The sequence below is a fragment of the Pseudomonas sp. ADPe genome (assembly GCF_014843515.1).
Classification (GTDB): domain Bacteria; phylum Pseudomonadota; class Gammaproteobacteria; order Pseudomonadales; family Pseudomonadaceae; genus Pseudomonas; species Pseudomonas citronellolis.
On the sequence record NZ_CP062122.1, the window covers coordinates 5,724,306 to 5,740,310 of the forward strand.

General features: G+C 66.5%; 11 protein-coding genes and 1 other RNA gene. 8 read left to right on the forward strand and 4 right to left on the reverse strand.

From position 1 onward, the window contains the following. Positions 1-35: 35 nt before the first annotated feature. The 3 genes from xdhB to IG194_RS26090 form a co-directional block, all read right to left on the reverse strand. Positions 36-2,426: a xanthine dehydrogenase molybdopterin binding subunit gene (gene xdhB, locus IG194_RS26080; protein WP_058489171.1), complete on the reverse strand. Its 2,391-nt coding sequence runs from the start codon at positions 2,424-2,426 to the stop codon at positions 36-38. Further along, positions 2,419-3,882, reverse strand: a complete 1,464-nt coding sequence (xdhA, locus tag IG194_RS26085; RefSeq protein ID WP_058489172.1) for a xanthine dehydrogenase small subunit — start codon at positions 3,880-3,882, stop codon at positions 2,419-2,421. The genes xdhB and xdhA overlap by 8 nt, the downstream gene beginning before the upstream one ends. A gap of 437 nt (positions 3,883-4,319) precedes the next feature. Continuing rightward, complete coding sequence (locus tag IG194_RS26090) at positions 4,320-5,453, reverse strand: alkane 1-monooxygenase (protein ID WP_058489173.1); 1,134 nt, start codon at positions 5,451-5,453, stop codon at positions 4,320-4,322. Positions 5,454-5,626: 173 nt separating this feature from the next. Here IG194_RS26090 and IG194_RS26095 point away from each other — a divergent pair, with 173 nt between their 5' ends. The 6 genes from IG194_RS26095 to IG194_RS26120 all read left to right on the forward strand — a co-directional run bounded on the left by IG194_RS26095 (position 5,627) and on the right by IG194_RS26120 (position 14,185). Further along, positions 5,627-6,286 (forward strand): GntR family transcriptional regulator, encoded by a 660-nt coding sequence (locus IG194_RS26095; RefSeq protein ID WP_043266695.1) that lies wholly within the window; start codon positions 5,627-5,629, stop codon positions 6,284-6,286. Positions 6,287-6,296: 10 nt separating this feature from the next. Next, positions 6,297-9,785 (forward strand): chromosome segregation protein SMC, encoded by a 3,489-nt coding sequence (smc, locus tag IG194_RS26100; protein WP_058489174.1) that lies wholly within the window; start codon positions 6,297-6,299, stop codon positions 9,783-9,785. 299 nt (positions 9,786-10,084) lie between these two features. Continuing rightward, positions 10,085-10,981: a cell division protein ZipA gene (gene zipA, locus IG194_RS26105; protein WP_043266692.1), complete on the forward strand. Its 897-nt coding sequence runs from the start codon at positions 10,085-10,087 to the stop codon at positions 10,979-10,981. A 117-nt stretch (positions 10,982-11,098) separates the two neighbouring features. Beyond that, positions 11,099-13,483 carry an NAD-dependent DNA ligase LigA gene (ligA, locus tag IG194_RS26110; protein WP_009619416.1) on the forward strand — a complete coding sequence of 795 codons (2,385 nt, stop codon included), beginning with the start codon at positions 11,099-11,101 and terminating at the stop codon, positions 13,481-13,483. A gap of 33 nt (positions 13,484-13,516) precedes the next feature. Next, complete coding sequence (locus tag IG194_RS26115; protein WP_009619418.1) at positions 13,517-13,795, forward strand: HU family DNA-binding protein; 279 nt, start codon at positions 13,517-13,519, stop codon at positions 13,793-13,795. 12 nt (positions 13,796-13,807) lie between these two features. Continuing rightward, a complete protein-coding gene (locus IG194_RS26120) occupies positions 13,808-14,185 on the forward strand; it encodes a cbb3-type cytochrome c oxidase subunit 3 (protein ID WP_058489175.1) in 378 nt (125 codons plus the stop codon). Between the two features lie 41 nt (positions 14,186-14,226). Here the strand turns inward: IG194_RS26120 and IG194_RS26125 are convergent, their stop codons facing one another. Then, positions 14,227-14,601 (reverse strand): hypothetical protein, encoded by a 375-nt coding sequence (locus tag IG194_RS26125; protein ID WP_058489176.1) that lies wholly within the window; start codon positions 14,599-14,601, stop codon positions 14,227-14,229. Between the two features lie 234 nt (positions 14,602-14,835). On the opposite strand from IG194_RS26125, the gene ffs reads away from it, so the two are divergent. Together ffs and IG194_RS26135 are read left to right on the forward strand one after the other, a co-directional pair. Next, positions 14,836-14,932: signal recognition particle sRNA small type (ffs, locus tag IG194_RS26130), an RNA gene on the forward strand. A 325-nt stretch (positions 14,933-15,257) separates the two neighbouring features. Beyond that, a complete protein-coding gene (locus tag IG194_RS26135) occupies positions 15,258-15,887 on the forward strand; it encodes a response regulator (protein WP_009619421.1) in 630 nt (209 codons plus the stop codon). Positions 15,888-16,005: the final 118 nt, after the last annotated feature.

Genomic DNA, 16,005 nt, shown 5'->3' on the forward strand with positions numbered 1-16,005 from the left:
TTGGGTTGTTCGCGAGCAAGCTCGCTCCTACAGGGTTACGCTGGTTCGGCTTGGGTTTGGGTGGTCTCGGCCTGCGCGGCTTTCAACCTGCGCATCTGCTCCACCCCCCAGAGCACCCGCTCCGGCGTCGCCGGCGCGTCGATCTGCGGCTGCACGCGGTAGTCGGCCAGGCTCGCCACCGCGTCCTTGATGGCGCAGAACACCGAGATGCCGAGCATGAACGGCGGCTCGCCCACGGCCTTGGAGTGGAATACCGTCTGCTCGGGGTTCTTGCGGTTCTCCACCAGCTTCACCCGCAGGTCCAGCGGCATGTCGGCGATGGCCGGGATCTTGTAGCTGGCCGGGCCGCAGGTCACGAGTTTGCCCTTGGCATTCCACACCAGCTCTTCCATGGTCAGCCAGCCCATGCCCTGGACGAAGCCGCCTTCCACCTGGCCGATGTCGATGGCCGGGTTCAGCGAGTCGCCGACGTCGTGGAGGATGTCGGTGCGCAGCATGCGGTACTCGCCGGTGAGGGTGTCCACCAGCACTTCCGAGCAGGACACGCCGAAGGCGTAGTAGTAGAACGGCCGGCCGGCGGCCTTGTCGCGGTCGTAGTAGATCTTCGGCGTGCGGTAGAAGCCGGTGGAGGACAGCGACACCTGGCCGAAGTAGGCCTGCTGGATCAGCTCCTCGAAGGGCACGATCAGGTCGCGGATGCGCACCTGGTTGTTGCGGAACTCGACGTCTTCCTCGGTGACCTTCCAGTGCCGCGCGGCGAATTCCACCAGGCGCTGCCTGATGGTCTCGGCGGCGTTCTGCGCGGCCTTGCCGTTGAGGTCGGCGCCGCTGGAGGCCGCAGTGGGCGAGGTGTTCGGCACCTTGTCGGTGTTGGTCGCGGTGATCTGCACGCGGTCGATGTCGACCTGGAAGACTTCCGCCACCACCTGCGCCACCTTGGTGTTCAGGCCCTGGCCCATCTCGGTGCCGCCGTGGTTCAGGTGGATGCTGCCGTCAGTGTAGATGTGGATCAGCGCGCCGGCCTGGTTGAGGAAGGTGGCGGTGAAGCTGATGCCGAACTTCACCGGGGTCAGCGCCAGGCCCTTCTTGAGGATCGGGCTGGCGGCGTTGAACGCGCGGATCTCGGCGCGGCGCTTGGCGTACTCGGCGCTGGCCTCCAGCTCGGCGGTCATCTCCTGCAGCAGGTTGTGCTCGACCTGCTGGTGATAGTGGGTGATGTTGCGCTCGTCCTTGCCGTAGTAGTTGCGCTTGCGCACTTCCAGCGGGTCCTTGCCCAGGTGGCGCGCCACCGCGTCCATCACTTCCTCGATGGCGACCATCCCCTGCGGGCCGCCGAAGCCGCGGTAGGCGGTGTTCGACGCGGTGTTGGTCTTGCAGCGGTGGCCGTTGATGGTGGCGTTGCCGAGGAAGTAGGCGTTGTCGGAGTGGAACATGGCGCGGTCGACGATGGAGCCGGAGAGGTCCGGCGAGTAGCCGCAGTTGCCGGCCAGGTCCATGTGGATGCCGTGCAGCAGGCCGTCGTCGTCGAAGCCCACGTCGTACTCGACGTAGAAGGGGTGGCGCTTGCCGGTCATCTGCATGTCTTCGACGCGCGGCAGGCGCATCTTCGCCGGGCGCCCGGTCAGGCGCGCGATCACCGCGCACAGGCAGGCCGGCGCCGCGGCCTGGGTTTCCTTGCCGCCGAAGCCGCCGCCCATGCGGCGCATGTCGATCACCACCTTGTTGAAGGAGATGCCCAGCACCTCGGCCACCAGCTTCTGCACCTCGGTGGGGTTCTGCGTGGAGGTGTAGACGATGACGCCGCCGTCCTCGCTGGGCATCACCGAGGAAATCTGCGTCTCCAGGTAGAAGTGCTCCTGGCCGCCGATGTGCAGGGTGCCCTGGATGCGGTGCGGCGCGCTGGCCAGCTGGGTGGCGGAATCGCCGATCCTGTGGGTGTGGCTGTCCAGTACGAAGTGCTTCTTGCGCAGCGCCTCGACCACGTCGAGCACCGGCTCCAGGTCCTCGTACTCGATGATCGCCGCCATGGCCGCCTTGCGCGCGGTTTCCAGGCTGTCGGCTGCCACCGCGATGACCATCTGGCCGACGTACTCGACCTTGCCGTCGGCCAGCAGCGGGTCGCCGGCCACCACAGGGCCGATGTCCAACTGGCCGGGCACGTCGTCCTTGGTGATGGCGATGGCCACCCCGGGGAAGTCGTAGCAGGGGCTGACGTCCAGCCGGGTGATGCGCGCGTGGGCGCGGTCGCTCATGCGGGCGTAGACGTGTAGCTGGTTGGGGAATTCCAGGCGGTCGTCGATGTAGATCGCCTCGCCGCTGACGTGCTTGGGCGCGCTTTCGTGCTTGACGCTGCGGCCCACGCCGGTGGTCAGGTCGGCGCGGAACAGCGCCTGGAGTTCTTCCTGGGTCTTGTTGTGCTTATGCATATGCGGTCACCCGAGTCACGGCCTGGGGCGCTTCCAGTTCGAGGAAGCATTTGCGCAGCAGGTTCTGCGCGGTGAGCAGGCGGTATTCCTTGCTGGCGCGGAAGTCCGAGAGCGGGGTGAAGTCCTCGCCCAGGGCGATGGCCGCGCGTTCGAAGGTGGCGGCGTTGAACGGCTGGCCGAGCAGCGCCGCCTCGCAGGCGCGTGCGCGCTTGGGGATCGCCGCCATGCCGCCGAAGCCGCTGCGCACGGCGCTGATGCGGCAGTCCTCGACGCTGATGCTGAAGGCCGCGCAGACCGCCGAGATATCGTCGTCCAGGCGCTTGGACACCTTGTAGGCGCGGAACGCCTGGTTGGCCTGCGGGCGCGGGACTATGACCTTCTCGATGAACTCGCCTTCCTGGCGCGCGGTGACCTTGTAGTCGATGAAGTAGTCCTCGATGGGCAGTTCGCGGCTGCTCTCGCCCTTGCGCAGCACGATGCGCGCGCCCAGGGCGATCAGCAGCGGCGGCGAGTCGCCGATGGGCGAGGCGTTGCCGATGTTGCCGCCGAGGGTGCCCTGGTTGCGGATCTGCAGCGAGGCGAAGCGGTGCAGCAGCTCGCCGAAGTCCGGGTAGTCGTGGGCCAGGGCCGCATAGCAGTCGGTCAGCGGCGCGGCGGCGCCCAGCTCGATGCGGTCGGCGAGGACTTCGACGCGTTTCATCTCCTCGACGTGGCCGACGTAGATCATCACCGGCAGCTCGCGGTGGAACTGGGTGACTTCCAGGGCCAGGTCGGTGCCGCCGGCCAGCAGGCGCGCCTGCGGGTTGGCGCTGTAGAGGTCGGCCAGGTCGGCGATGGTCAGCGGCAGCAGGCAGCGCTTGTCGCCGCTGTTCAGCTCGGCGGTCTCGCGCGGGGCGATGGCCTTGAGCTGGGCGATGGTCTGCTCCTGGGCGGCATCGAACTGGTCCGGGCGCTTCTGGCAGCAGGACTGCTCGGCGGCGTCGAGGATCGGCCGGTAGCCGGTGCAGCGGCACAGGTTGCCGGCCAGCGCCTCGTAGGCCTCGGCCTTACGTTCTTCGGGCGTTTCGCCGGCGCTGTTCTTCTGCAGGGCGAACAGCGACATGACGAAGCCGGGGGTGCAGAAGCCGCACTGCGAGCCGTGGCAATCCACCATGGCCTGCTGCACGCCGTGCAGTTCGCCGCGGTGCTTGAGGTCGTCGACCACGATCAATTGCTTGCCGTGCAGGGCGGAAACGAAGGTCAGGCAGGAGTTGAGGGTGCGGTAGCGGATGCGCTCGGCGCCTTCGGCGCCGACCAGCTCGCCCACCACCACGGTGCAGGCGCCGCAGTCGCCGGAGGCGCAGCCCTCCTTGGTGCCGGTCTTGCCCAGGTGCTGGCGCAGGTAGTTGAGCACGGTGAGATTCGGGTCGAGGCGGTCTTCGACACGCAGCTCGCGATTGAGCAGGAACCTGATCAAGGCATGCCTCCAGGCTTTCTTGTTGTTGGGCGGGGCGCGATGGAGGTGAATCTAGGAAAAGCTGACTTTTAAGTCAACAAAAATTCTGATCTTTCGGTCAGCTATTTCCGGCAAGGCGCTTTTTCGTAGGAGCGGGGCGTTGTGTTTACCGGCAGGTGTAGGAGCGGGCCCTGCCCGCGATTCGCGCGCAGGGCCCGCTCCTACATGGGTACGCCATGGCTGATGCATCGCAGTAACGTAGGGCGAATAACCGTTCGCGGTTATCCGCCGATACACCGGGGCCAGAGCCAACGCCAAGATCAGCCCCGGAGCCGCCGGGAGCCGAGGACAAACGGCGGATAACGCCGTAGGCGTTATGCGCCCTACGCTCCCGGCGGCGCAAAAAAAACGGCAGCCGGGGGTACGTGGCTGCCGCAAAGGCGTGGAACTCGGTGGGCTCAGGCGCGCTGGGTATCGCTCAGCTGGTATTCCTCGCCGGCGTAGTAGGCGCGCACGCGGGGGTTCATCACCGCACGCCACAGCGGCGGGAACAGCGCCAGGACGATCATTCCGGCGTAGCCGTTGGGTAGCTGCGGGCTGTCGTCGTAGTGGCGCAGCACCTGGTAGCGGCGCTTGGCGTAGGCGTGGTGGTCGGAGTGGCGCTGCAGGTGGAAGAGGAACAGGTTGGTCAGCAGGAAGTTGCTGTTCCACGAATGCTCGTGGGAGGTGCGCTCGTAGCGGCCGTCGTCCAGGCGCCGGCGGTGCAGGCCGTAGTGCTCGACGTAGTTGACGATCTCCAGCAGGGTGAAGGCCATGGCCGCCTGGCCGAGGAAATACACCGCGCCGAGCCAGCCGAAGGCGAGGCTGAAACCGAGCAGGAAGAGGGCGCTGACGGCGTACCACCAGATCAGCTCGTTGCGCCAGTGCAGCGCCGGCAGGCCCTTGCGCTTCAGGCGCTGGGCCTCCAGGCGCCAGGCGTTGAGGAAGTTGTGCTTGTAGGCGTGGGGCAGGAAGGCGTACAGGCTCTGGTCGTAGCGCGAGGAGGAGGCGTCCTCCGGGGTGGAAACGTGCACGTGGTGGCCGCGCACGTGCTCCACCTTGAACCCGGCATAGCACACCGCCGCCAGCAGCAGGCCGCCGGCGCGCTGCTCCAGCTGCGGGTCCTTGTGGATCAGCTCGTGGGACACGGTGATGCCGATGGCGCCCATCACCGTGCCCACTGAGAGGATCCAGCCCAGCTTGCCCACCCAGTTCCATGCCTGGTAGTGGGTGATCACCCAGCCGCCGTAGACCAGCATGCCCAGCAGCAGCGGCACGGTCATCAGGCTGAGGAAGCGGTAGTAGCCCTCGCGCTCCAGTACTGGCACTTCACTGGCCTCGTCGGGGTTGGCCGGGTCGCGGCCGACGATGGCGTCGAGCACGGGGATGACCAGGAACACCACGGCGATGACGAACCAGGCCCAGGCGTTGGGGTGGTCGCTGCCGTAGGACCACCAGTAGCTCAGCGGAATGCCGAACACCGGCACCAGCCAGATCCAGTAGCCGGCCTTCTTCAGGCGCAGCATCCAGGCAGGGGGAAGGAAGGCGAACATGGCGCGATTCTCGTTGTAGGATTGTCAGACAATCCTGCGCCCAATCCTTTCTTCGTACGCACCAACCTTCGTTCAGTCGAGCCCCTTGACCGGGGCGTTGCCGGGTAACACCCTGTGTTACACTTCGCGGCCGCAAGCCCCATTCCATCAGCCCTCCAGCGATAAGGACACCCATGACGTTCAAGGCCCCGGACAGCCTGGCTGAGCAGATTGCCCACCACCTCGCCGAACGCATCATCCGGGGCGAGCTCAAGGAACGCGAACGCATCCAGGAGCAGAAGGTCACCCAGGCCCTGAACGTCAGCCGCGGCTCGGTGCGCGAGGCGCTGCTGATCCTCGAACGCCGCCACCTGGTGGTGATACTGCCGCGCCGCGGCGCGCAGGTCTCGGAGCTGTCCGCCAGCCACGTGGAAAGCCTCTACGGCCTGGTCATGGAGCTGTACATCATGCTCGCCAGCGCGGTGGCGCGGACCTGGCGCGAGGAGGGCGACCTGCAGCCGTTCCTGGCCATCCAGCAGCGCCTGCTGGAAAGCCTGCAGCGCGGCGACATCGACGCCTTCGTCGAGTCCAGCTTCGACATCATGCGCGCGGCCTTCCCCTTCGCCGCCAACCCCTACCTGCAGGAGACGGTGGAGAACCTGCTGCCGGCCATCAGCCGCACCTATCACCTGGCCCTGGAACGGCGCAAAAGCGAGATGAGCCAGTTCCTCGACAGCTTCGCCCGCCTGCTGCAGGCGGTGATCGACCGCGACGAGGCGGTCATCCGCGAGGTGCTTCTGGACTACGGCCGCCACAACAGCCAGCTGGTGCTGGCTGCCCTGGCCGAACGCTGAGGAGAGCGGCATGCGCCTCAAATGCATCAAGCTGGCGGGCTTCAAGTCCTTCGTCGACCCCACCACCGTCAGCTTCCCGAGCAACATGGCCGCCGTGGTCGGCCCCAACGGCTGCGGCAAGTCCAACATCATCGACGCCGTGCGCTGGGTGATGGGCGAAAGCTCGGCGAAGAACCTGCGCGGCGAGTCGATGACCGATGTCATCTTCAACGGCTCGAATACGCGCAAGCCGGTGACCCAGGCGTCCATCGAGCTGATCTTCGACAACAGCGACGGCACCCTGGTGGGCGAATACGCCGCCTACGCCGAGATTTCCATCCGCCGCCGCGTCACCCGCGACGGCCAGAACACCTACTTCCTCAACGGCACCAAGTGCCGGCGCCGCGACATCACCGACATCTTCCTCGGCACCGGCCTGGGCCCGCGCAGCTACTCGATCATCGAGCAGGGCATGATCTCCAAGCTGATCGAGGCCAAGCCGGAGGATCTGCGCAACTTCATCGAGGAAGCCGCCGGCATCTCCAAGTACAAGGAGCGCCGCCGCGAGACCGAGAACCGCATCCGCCGCACCCAGGAGAACCTGGCGCGCCTGACCGACCTGCGCGAGGAACTGGAGCGCCAGCTCGAACGCCTGCACCGCCAGGCCCAGTCGGCGGAGAAATACCAGGAATACAAGGCCGAGGAGCGCCAGCTCAAGGCCCAGCTGGGCGCCCTGAAGTGGCGCGAGCTGAACGAGCAGGTGGGGCAGAAGGAACGGGTGATCGGCGACCAGGAAGTGGCCTTCGAGGCCCTGGTGGCCGAGCAGCGCAGCGCCGATGCCAGCATCGAGCGCCTGCGCGATGGCCACCACGAACTGTCCGAGCGCTTCAACCAGGTGCAGGGCCGCTTCTACTCGGTGGGCGGCGACATCGCCCGCGTCGAGCAGAGCATCCAGCACGGCCAGCAGCGCATGCGCCAGTTGCAGGACGACCTGCGCGAGGCCGAGCGCACCCGCCAGGAAACCGAATCGCACCTGGGCCACGACCGCACCCTGCTGGCGACCCTGGCCGAGGAGCTGGAAATGCTCGCGCCCGAGCAGGAAACCAGCGCCGCCGCCGCCGAGGAAGCCAGCGCCCTGCTGGAGGAATCCGAGGCCGGCATGCACGACTGGCAGCAGCGCTGGGACGCCTTCAACCAGCGCAGCGCCGAGCCGCGCCGCGAGGCCGAGGTGCAGCAGTCGAGCATCCAGCACCTGGAACACAGCCTGGAGCGCCAGGGCGAGCGCGAACGCCGCCTGAGCGAAGAGCGCGCGCAGCTGGCCGCCGACCCGGAAGGCGCGGCCATCCTCGAATTGAGCGAACAGCTGGCCGCCGTCGAGCTGCAGCTGGAAGAACTGCAGGCCGAGGAACTGGAACTGGTCGAGCGCCTGGAACAGGTGCGCCAGGGCCTGCAGGACGGCAACGCCGCGCAGCACCAGGCCCAGGGCGAACTGCAGCGCCTGAACGGCCGCATCGCCTCCCTGGAGGCCCTGCAGCAGGCCGCCCTGGATCCGGGCGCCGGCGCCGCCGACTGGCTGCGCGAGCAGGGCCTGGAGCAGCGCCCGCGCCTGGCCGAGGGCCTGCGCGTGGAGCCGGGCTGGGAGCTGGCGGTGGAAACCGTGCTCGGCGCCGACCTGCACGCCGTGTTGCTGGACGATTTCGCCGGGCTGCCCTATGCCGGCCTGGAAAAGGGCGAGCTGCGCCTGCTCGACCTGCCGCGCGGCGCCGCCAGTGCCGCCGGCAGCCTGCTGGACATGGTCAGCACCGATCACGACCTGTCGCCCTGGCTGGCCGGGGTGCGCCCGGTGGAAAGCCTGGAGCAGGCCCTGGAACTGCGCGCCTCGCTGGGCGCCGGGCAGAGCCTGGTCAGCCGCGACGGCTACTGGGTCGGCAAGCATTTCCTGCGCGTGCGCCGCGGCGATTCCGCCGAATCCGGCGTGCTGGCCCGCGGCCAGGAGCTGGAACGGCTGTACGCCGAACGCGAAGAACTGGAAGAACGCCTGGCCGCCCTGGAAGAACAGCTGGAAGCCCAGCGCCAGGCCCAGCGCCAGGCCGAGGACGGCCGCGAGCAACTGCGCCGGCGCATCCAGGAGGAGGGCCGCCGCCACGGCGAGCTGAAGGCCGCGCTCTCGGCCCAGCAGGCCAAGGTCGAACAGCTGACCCTGCGTCGCCGCCGCCTCGACGAGGAACTGGCCGAACTGGCCGAACAGCGCGCCCTGGAGCAGGAACAGCTGGGCGAGGCGCGCCTGCACCTGCAGGTGGCGCTGGACGCCATGGCCGAGGACACCGGCCGCCGCGAGGCGCTGCTGGCCGAGCGCGACGAACTGCGCGAACGCCTCGACCGCATCCGCCAGGAAGCCCGCCAGCACAAGGACCACGCCCACCAGTTGGCGGTGCGCGTCGGCTCGCTCAAGGCCCAGCACGAATCCACCCGCCAGGCCCTGGAGCGCCTCGACGTGCAGGCCGTGCGCCTGGTCGAGCGCTGCGAGCAGCTCAGCCTCAACCTGGAGGAGGGCGCCGCGCCCCTGGAAGAACTGCGCATGCGCCTGGAAGAGCTGCTGGAGCGGCGCATGGGCGTGGAAGAGGAACTCAAGACCGCGCGCCTGACCCTGGAAGACGCCGACCGCCAGCTGCGCGACGCCGAGAAGCGCCGCACCCAGGCCGAGCAGCAGTCGCAGCTGCTGCGCGGCCAGCTGGAGCAGCAGCGCATGGAGTGGCAGGCCCTGACCGTTCGTCGCAAGGCGCTGCAGGAGCAGCTCGGCGAGGACGGCTACGACCTGCACACGGTGCTCGGCACCTTGCCCCACGACGCCGCCGAGAAGGTCTGGGAAAACCGCCTGGAGGAACTGGCCGGGCGCATCCAGCGCCTGGGCGCGATCAACCTCGCGGCCATCGACGAATACCAGCAGCAATCCCAGCGCAAGCGCTACCTGGACGAGCAGAACGACGACCTGGTGGAAGCCCTGGACACCCTGGAAAACGTCATCCGCAAGATCGACAAGGAAACCCGCAACCGCTTCAAGGAAACCTTCGACCAGATCAATGCTGGCCTTCAGGCATTGTTCCCCAAGGTGTTCGGCGGCGGTCACGCCTACCTGGAACTTACCGGCGAAGATCTACTCGATACAGGGGTGGCGATCATGGCGCGCCCGCCGGGCAAGAAGAACAGCACCATCCACCTGCTGTCCGGCGGCGAGAAGGCGCTGACCGCGCTGGCCCTGGTGTTCGCCATCTTCCAGCTCAACCCGGCGCCGTTCTGCATGCTCGACGAGGTCGATGCGCCGCTGGACGACGCCAACGTCGGGCGTTATGCCCGCCTGGTCAAGGAAATGTCCGAGAAAGTGCAGTTCATCTATATCACCCACAACAAGATCGCCATGGAAATGGCCGACCAGTTGATGGGCGTGACCATGCACGAACCGGGATGTTCGCGCCTGGTGGCGGTCGACGTGGAAGAAGCCGTGGCACTGGCGGAAGCCTGACGAAGTGCCTCCTGGACAAATTTCGTACAGTATTCGCCAGCGCCGGGCGCTGACTTGTGCTGTACTGGGGGATATGCCTAACCCCTTGATTCGATTGGGGTAAGCCTGATCTTGGGCGGGCTCGGGAAAAGTTGCGATTATTGCTGCGGACAACAGCCGCAGACGGTGTAAAAGTTGTGTCGGGCATGCTAGCTTAATGCCCACTTTGTTACACGCGAACATACAACTCGAGGTTCGCGTTTTACCGGGATAGGACATCCCTTTTTCATCATCATTTTTATCAGGGGCACTGGGATTAGATGGATATCGGTCTGCGCGAATGGCTGATCGTCATTGGGCTTATCGTGATCGCCGGCATTCTGTTCGATGGCTGGCGGCGCATGCGGGGCGGAAAGGGCAAGCTGAAGTTCAAGCTGGACCGCCACTTCGCCAACCAACTGGACGACGATGACGACGGCGGCAGCGCCGAGGTGCTGGGCCCCTCGCGGGTGGTCGAGCACCACGAACCTTCGCTGGACGAGCACGACCTGCCCAAGGTCAGCGCCAAGGACCCGGCCCGCGGCAAGCGCCGTGGCGAGCCGCGCCAGGGCGATCTGGCCCTGGACGACCCGGCGCCCAACCTGCTCGGCCCGCTGGACGAGGAAGACTTCCCCGACCCCCTGGCCGAGGCGCCCAAGGAAAAATCCCGCGGCAAGGAACGCAGGAAGGATAAGGAAAAGGACAAGGAGCGCCCGGCGCCCGCCGCCGCTCCCGCTCCGGCTCCGGTGGAAGAGGTGCTGATCATCAACGTGATCTGCCGCGACGAGGGTGGCTTCAAGGGCCCGGCCCTGCTGCAGAACATCCTCGAGAGCGGCCTGCGCTTCGGCGACATGGACATCTTCCACCGCCACGAGAGCATGGCCGGCAACGGCGAAGTGCTGTTCTCCATGGCCAACGCGGTCAAGCCGGGCACCTTCGACCTGGACAACATCGACCAGTTCAGCACCCGCGCGGTGAGCTTCTTCCTCGGCCTGCCGGGCCCGCGCCATCCGAAGCAGGCCTTCGACGTGATGGTCGCCGCCGCCCGCAAGCTGGCCCACGAGCTCAACGGCGAGCTGAAGGACGAGCAGCGCAGCGTGATGACCGCGCAGACCATCGAGCATTACCGCCAGCGCATCATCGAGTTCGAACGCCGCGCGCTGACGCAGAAAAGATAAGCTGGAAGCCTAAAGCCCGAAGCCGGAAGCGACCCCTGTCCTTCCGGCTTTGCTTTTTGGCTTTCAGCTTCTAGCTTCTAGCTTCCAGCTTCCAGCCTTTCGCTTATGGCTTCTTCTATGACCACCCAGACCGCCGCCCAACGCATCGCCCAGCTCCGCAGCGAGCTGGACGCGCACAACTACCGCTACTACGTGCTCGACGAGCCCAGCGTGCCGGACGCCGAGTACGACCGCCTGTTCCGCGAACTGAAGGAACTGGAGGCCGAGCACCCCGACCTGGTCACCCCCGAATCGCCGACCCAGCGCGTGGGCGGGGCCGCCGCCTCGGCCTTCGGCGAAATCCGCCACGAAATCCCCATGCTCAGCCTGGGCAACGCCTTCGAGGAACAGGACCTGCTGGACTTCGACCGCCGCGTGCGCGAAGGCCTGGCCGACCTGCTGCCGGGCGGCGACCTGCTCGGCGGCGGCGCCGAGGTGGACTACAGCTGCGAGCCCAAGCTCGACGGCCTGGCGGTCAGCCTGCTGTACGAGAACGGCCGGCTGACCCGCGGCGCTACCCGCGGCGACGGCAGCACCGGCGAGGACATCAGCGCCAACGTGCGTACCGTGCGCAACATCCCCCTGCGCCTGCACGGCGAGGGCTGGCCGGCAGTGCTGGAAGTGCGCGGCGAGGTGTTCATGTCCAAGGCCGGCTTCGAGGCGCTCAACGCCCGGCAGATGGAAGCCGGCGCCAAGACCTTCGCCAACCCGCGCAACGCCGCGGCCGGCAGCCTGCGCCAGCTCGACCCGAAGATCACCGCCAGCCGCCCGCTGGAGTTGTGCGCCTACGGCTTCGGCCGCGTCGAGGGCGGCAGCCTGCCGGACACCCAGATCGGCATCCTCGAAGCCTTCAAGGCCTGGGGCATCCCGGTCAGCCGCGAGCTGAAGCTGGCCCGCGGGGTGAAGGGCTGCCAGGACTACTACGCCGACATCGGCGAGCGCCGCGACAGTCTGGCCTACGAGATCGACGGCGTGGTGTTCAAGGTCAACCGCATCGACTTCCAGCGCGAACTGGGCTTCCGCGCCCGCGAGCCGCGCTGGGCCATCGCCCACAAGTTCCCGGCCCGCGAGGAACTCACCGAACTGCTCGACGTGGAATTCCAGGTCGGCCGCACCGGCGCCGTGACCCCGGTGGCGCGCCTGAAGCCGGTGCAGGTGGCCGGCGTCACCGTGTCCAACGCCACCCTGCACAACATGGACGAAGTGGCGCGCCTGGGCCTGATGATCGGCGACACCGTGATCATCCGCCGCGCCGGCGACGTGATCCCGCAGGTGATGCAGGTGGTCGTCGAGCGCCGCCCGGCCGACGCGCGCCCGGTGCACATCCCCGAGACCTGCCCGGTGTGCGGCTCGCAGGTCGAGCGCACGCAACTGGTCAAGCGCGCCAAGGGCCGCGAGTCGGTCAGCGAAGGCGCCATCTACCGCTGCGTCGGCCGCCTGTTCTGCCAGGCGCAGCTCAAGCAGTCGATCATCCACTTCGTTTCGCGCCGGGCCATGGACATCGACGGCCTCGGCGACAAGATCGTCGAGCAACTGGTGGACAAGGGCCTGGTCAAGTCGCCGGCCGACCTCTACCGCCTGACCTACGAGCAGGTGATCGAGCTGGAAGGCTTCGCCGAGGTCTCCAGCAACAAGCTGCTCAAATCCATCGCCGACAGCCGCCGGCCGAGCCTGGCGCGCTTCGTCTACGCCCTGGGCATCCCCGACGTCGGCGAGGAGACCGCCAAGCTGCTGGCCCGCGCCCTGGGTTCGCTGGCGCGCATCCAGAAGGCCCTGCCGGAAGTGCTGACCTACCTGCCGGACGTCGGCGCCGAGGTGGCCTACGAGATCCACAACTTCTTCGCCGACGAGCACAACCGCAAGGTGATCGCCGAACTGCTCGACGCCGAGCACGGCGTGCAGTTGCAGGAGGAGGGCGAGGTGGCTGCCGAGTTCGCCGCCTGCGCCACCCTGGCCGGCTTCATCGACAAGCTCAACATCCCCTTCATCGCCGCCACCGGCGCGGAAAAGCTGGCCAGCCGCTTCGGTTCGCTGGAAGGCATCATCCACGCCGACTGGCTCGACCTGCGCCAGGTCGAGCGCCTGCCCGAGCGCGCGGCCAAGAGCCTGCGCGAGTTCTTCGACGACGCCGGCAATGCCAAGCGCACCCGTGAGATCGAGGAGCAACTGCGCGAGTTCGGCATGCACTGGGCGAGCGAGAAGAAGCAGGCCGAGGGCCTGCCGCTGGCCGGGCAGACCTGGGTGCTCACCGGCACCCTGGAGGCCATGAGCCGCGACGTCGCCAAGGAGAAACTGGAAAGCCTGGGCGCCAAGGTCGCAGGCTCCGTGTCGGCCAAGACCCATTGCGTGGTGGCCGGCCCCGGCGCCGGCTCCAAGCTGGCCAAGGCCCAGGAACTCGGCGTTGACGTCATGGACGAAGAAGGGCTGCTGAAGCTGCTGGCCGACCATGGCCTGAACGCCTGAACCCATTCCCAAGACCATTCGGAGAAGCAACACATGGCAATGACCAAGGAACAACTGGTACGCGACATCGCCGAGTCCCTCGACCTGACCCAGGCCTCGGTGCGTGGCGTGTTCGAGCAACTGGCGCAGATCGTCCAGGACAGCCTGGAGAACGACGGCGAGCTGACCCTGCCGGGCATCGGCAAGCTCAAGGTCAGCGAGCGCGCCGCGCGCACCGGGCGCAACCCGCAGACCGGCAAGAGCATCGAGATCGCGGCGAAGAAGGTGGTGCGCTTCGTCCCGGCCAAGGCCCTGGCCGACAGCCTCAACTGACCGGAGGCGGCGATGGACAAGGCTAGAAAGCAGCGGCTCGCGGGGCTGATCGCCCTGGTCCTGCTGTTCGCCCTCTATGTGGCCTGGACCGAGCGTCCGCAGATCCAGCTGCACTACGACGCCAACGCCAGCGCGCCGGCGAGCTACAGCTTCAAGGAGAACGGCGAGGAAACCCTCTCCGGGGAAATCCAGCCGGGCGCCGTGCTGAACTTCCCGCTGCGCCTGCTGCGCGGCGGCGACTACCGCGTGGCCTTCACCTTCCACCGCGGGCAGGAGAAGTACGCCAGCTTCAGCAGCCGGCCCGGCTTCGAGAAGAGCGACCTCTACCTGGGGCCGAACCTGGAGGTCTCCACCCAGCCGATTCCCGGCGGCATGATCCGCGCCGAATGAGGCTATCCCCCACGCCGCCGGGCGAGTGGGGGAGGGGAAACTCAGAGGTAGGTGATGTTCAGCATCAGCGGCCGCCCGTTGCTGCGGCCGTCCAGGTTGCGCAGCACCAGGTTCATGCCGCCGTCCTGCGCCTCGTTCTCGGCGCCGAGGTCGACCTTGCGGCCGTCCAGGTCGGTCACCGCCAGTTGGCGGGCCGCTTCCTGCCCGGACGGTTCGCTGAACGACAGGCGCGAGGTCTCGCCGCAGCCGGCCAGGTCCAGGCGTGCCTGTTGCGTGCTGGCCTGGCTGGTGAAGTCGATGATCTTGCACGGCGGCGAGTAGACGTGCCCGCTGAAGCTGATGGTGCCGCCATTGGCGAAGGCAGTGGAAGAGAGAGACAGGCCCAGGGCCAGAACAGCGAAAGCAGACTTGATCATCGGAATTCTCCCAAAGCGTTGAGGGCTGAAGCGCCGAGGGGGAGTCCTTCCCCTCCACCTCACCAGTGCCATGGCAGTGTGCCATCATGTCGCGGAGCAAAGTGATATCAAAATGCTATTTATGTGTATGCCATCGCGGAATTCACCGGTAAGTGCTTGAAGTGCTTGTAACTTGCGCTGGGCTCGGTACAATGTCGCCGCCCGCCACCTAGGCGGGCTTCGTTATGGTGGCCCTGTCGGTCCCCCCGCAACGATCAGCCGTGAACCCGGTCAGGCCCGGAAGGGAGCAGCCGCAGCGGTGACATCGTGTGCCGGGGTGTGGCTGGCGGGGCCACCTCCATTTTCGGGGGGCGCTTTTCCTAGCCACAATTCCCCGTGTACGCCTTCCACCTCCCCCCTTTTTGCCTTCGGGCTCGTCTGATTTTTCCCTACGGCATAGCCGACCTCTCTGTTCCTGTTGAACGAACCCGTAGCCGCGCGTCGGCCTTGGTCCGCCTTGTTTTCCGTCATCCACTGGTACTTGGGTGCCATGTGGGATTTTTCTTATATTGATTGAATAGGCGCTTTTGAGGTGCCGTTTTTCAGGAGCTTCCATTAGATTAGGCAGCCGAGAAAGTTTGCTGTTGTATCGAGTTATCGTCGTTTGTGAGGTTTCCTTGAAAAAGATCAAGATCGTTCTGGCGGATGATCACGCAGTCGTATTGATGGGAGTCCGTGGGATTCTGGAGCGCCATCCGCAATATCAAGTGGCATGTGAGGTGCGAACTTCTGGTGAGTTGGTCGAGGCATTGCGACGGGAACATTTCGATATCGCGATCATCGACTTCAGCATGCCCGGGGACGAAGTCTACGGGGACGGTGTGCGCTTCATCGGCTACCTGGTGCGCAACTTCCCCGAGGTGAGGTTCCTGGTCTTCACCATGCTGTCCAACCGCCTGGTGCTGGACCGCCTGTGCGAGCTCGGGGTGCAGGGCGTGGTGCGCAAGGATGCGGGCATGGCCCAGCTGCTGTCGGCCCTGGACGCCCTGTGCAAGGGTCGCCGGGTGCTCAACCCCTGCACGGGGGACGGCGGCGACCTGCACAGCCGCCTGACCTCGCTCTCGGTCAAGGAATACGAGGTGTTGCGGCTGTTCGTCTCGGGCTTGCGCGTGTGTGAAATAGCGCGCTTGCTGCGGCGCAGCGACAAGACCATCAGCGCGCAGAAGGCATCGGCCAAGCGCCGTCTCGGCGTGACCACGGACCAGGAACTGCTGGCCTGCTGCCTGGAGAAGCATTTCTTCGACTGATGGCCAACAACCTCCAGCCACTCGGAAAAAGCGGGCCTATGCAGCCCGCTTTTTTATTTCCATTTTTCATCCGTGGCGATGTGGCGACAGTTTGATTTTCAGAATGGGTTAAGAATTT

Bases quoted from the DNA above. Each gene is read 5' to 3' on its own strand.
- zipA (WP_043266692.1), top strand. From the start codon at position 10,085: ATGGATATCGGTCTGCGCGAATGGCTGATCGTCATTGGGCTTATCGTG.
- IG194_RS26125 (WP_058489176.1), bottom strand. From the start codon at position 14,601: ATGATCAAGTCTGCTTTCGCTGTTCTGGCCCTGGGCCTGTCTCTCTCT.
- IG194_RS26115 (WP_009619418.1), top strand. From the start codon at position 13,517: ATGGCAATGACCAAGGAACAACTGGTACGCGACATCGCCGAGTCCCTC.
- IG194_RS26090 (WP_058489173.1), bottom strand. From the start codon at position 5,453: ATGTTCGCCTTCCTTCCCCCTGCCTGGATGCTGCGCCTGAAGAAGGCC.
- smc (WP_058489174.1), top strand. From the start codon at position 6,297: ATGCGCCTCAAATGCATCAAGCTGGCGGGCTTCAAGTCCTTCGTCGAC.
- xdhB (WP_058489171.1), bottom strand. From the start codon at position 2,426: ATGCATAAGCACAACAAGACCCAGGAAGAACTCCAGGCGCTGTTCCGC.
- ligA (WP_009619416.1), top strand. From the start codon at position 11,099: ATGACCACCCAGACCGCCGCCCAACGCATCGCCCAGCTCCGCAGCGAG.
- IG194_RS26095 (WP_043266695.1), top strand. From the start codon at position 5,627: ATGACGTTCAAGGCCCCGGACAGCCTGGCTGAGCAGATTGCCCACCAC.
- IG194_RS26120 (WP_058489175.1), top strand. From the start codon at position 13,808: ATGGACAAGGCTAGAAAGCAGCGGCTCGCGGGGCTGATCGCCCTGGTC.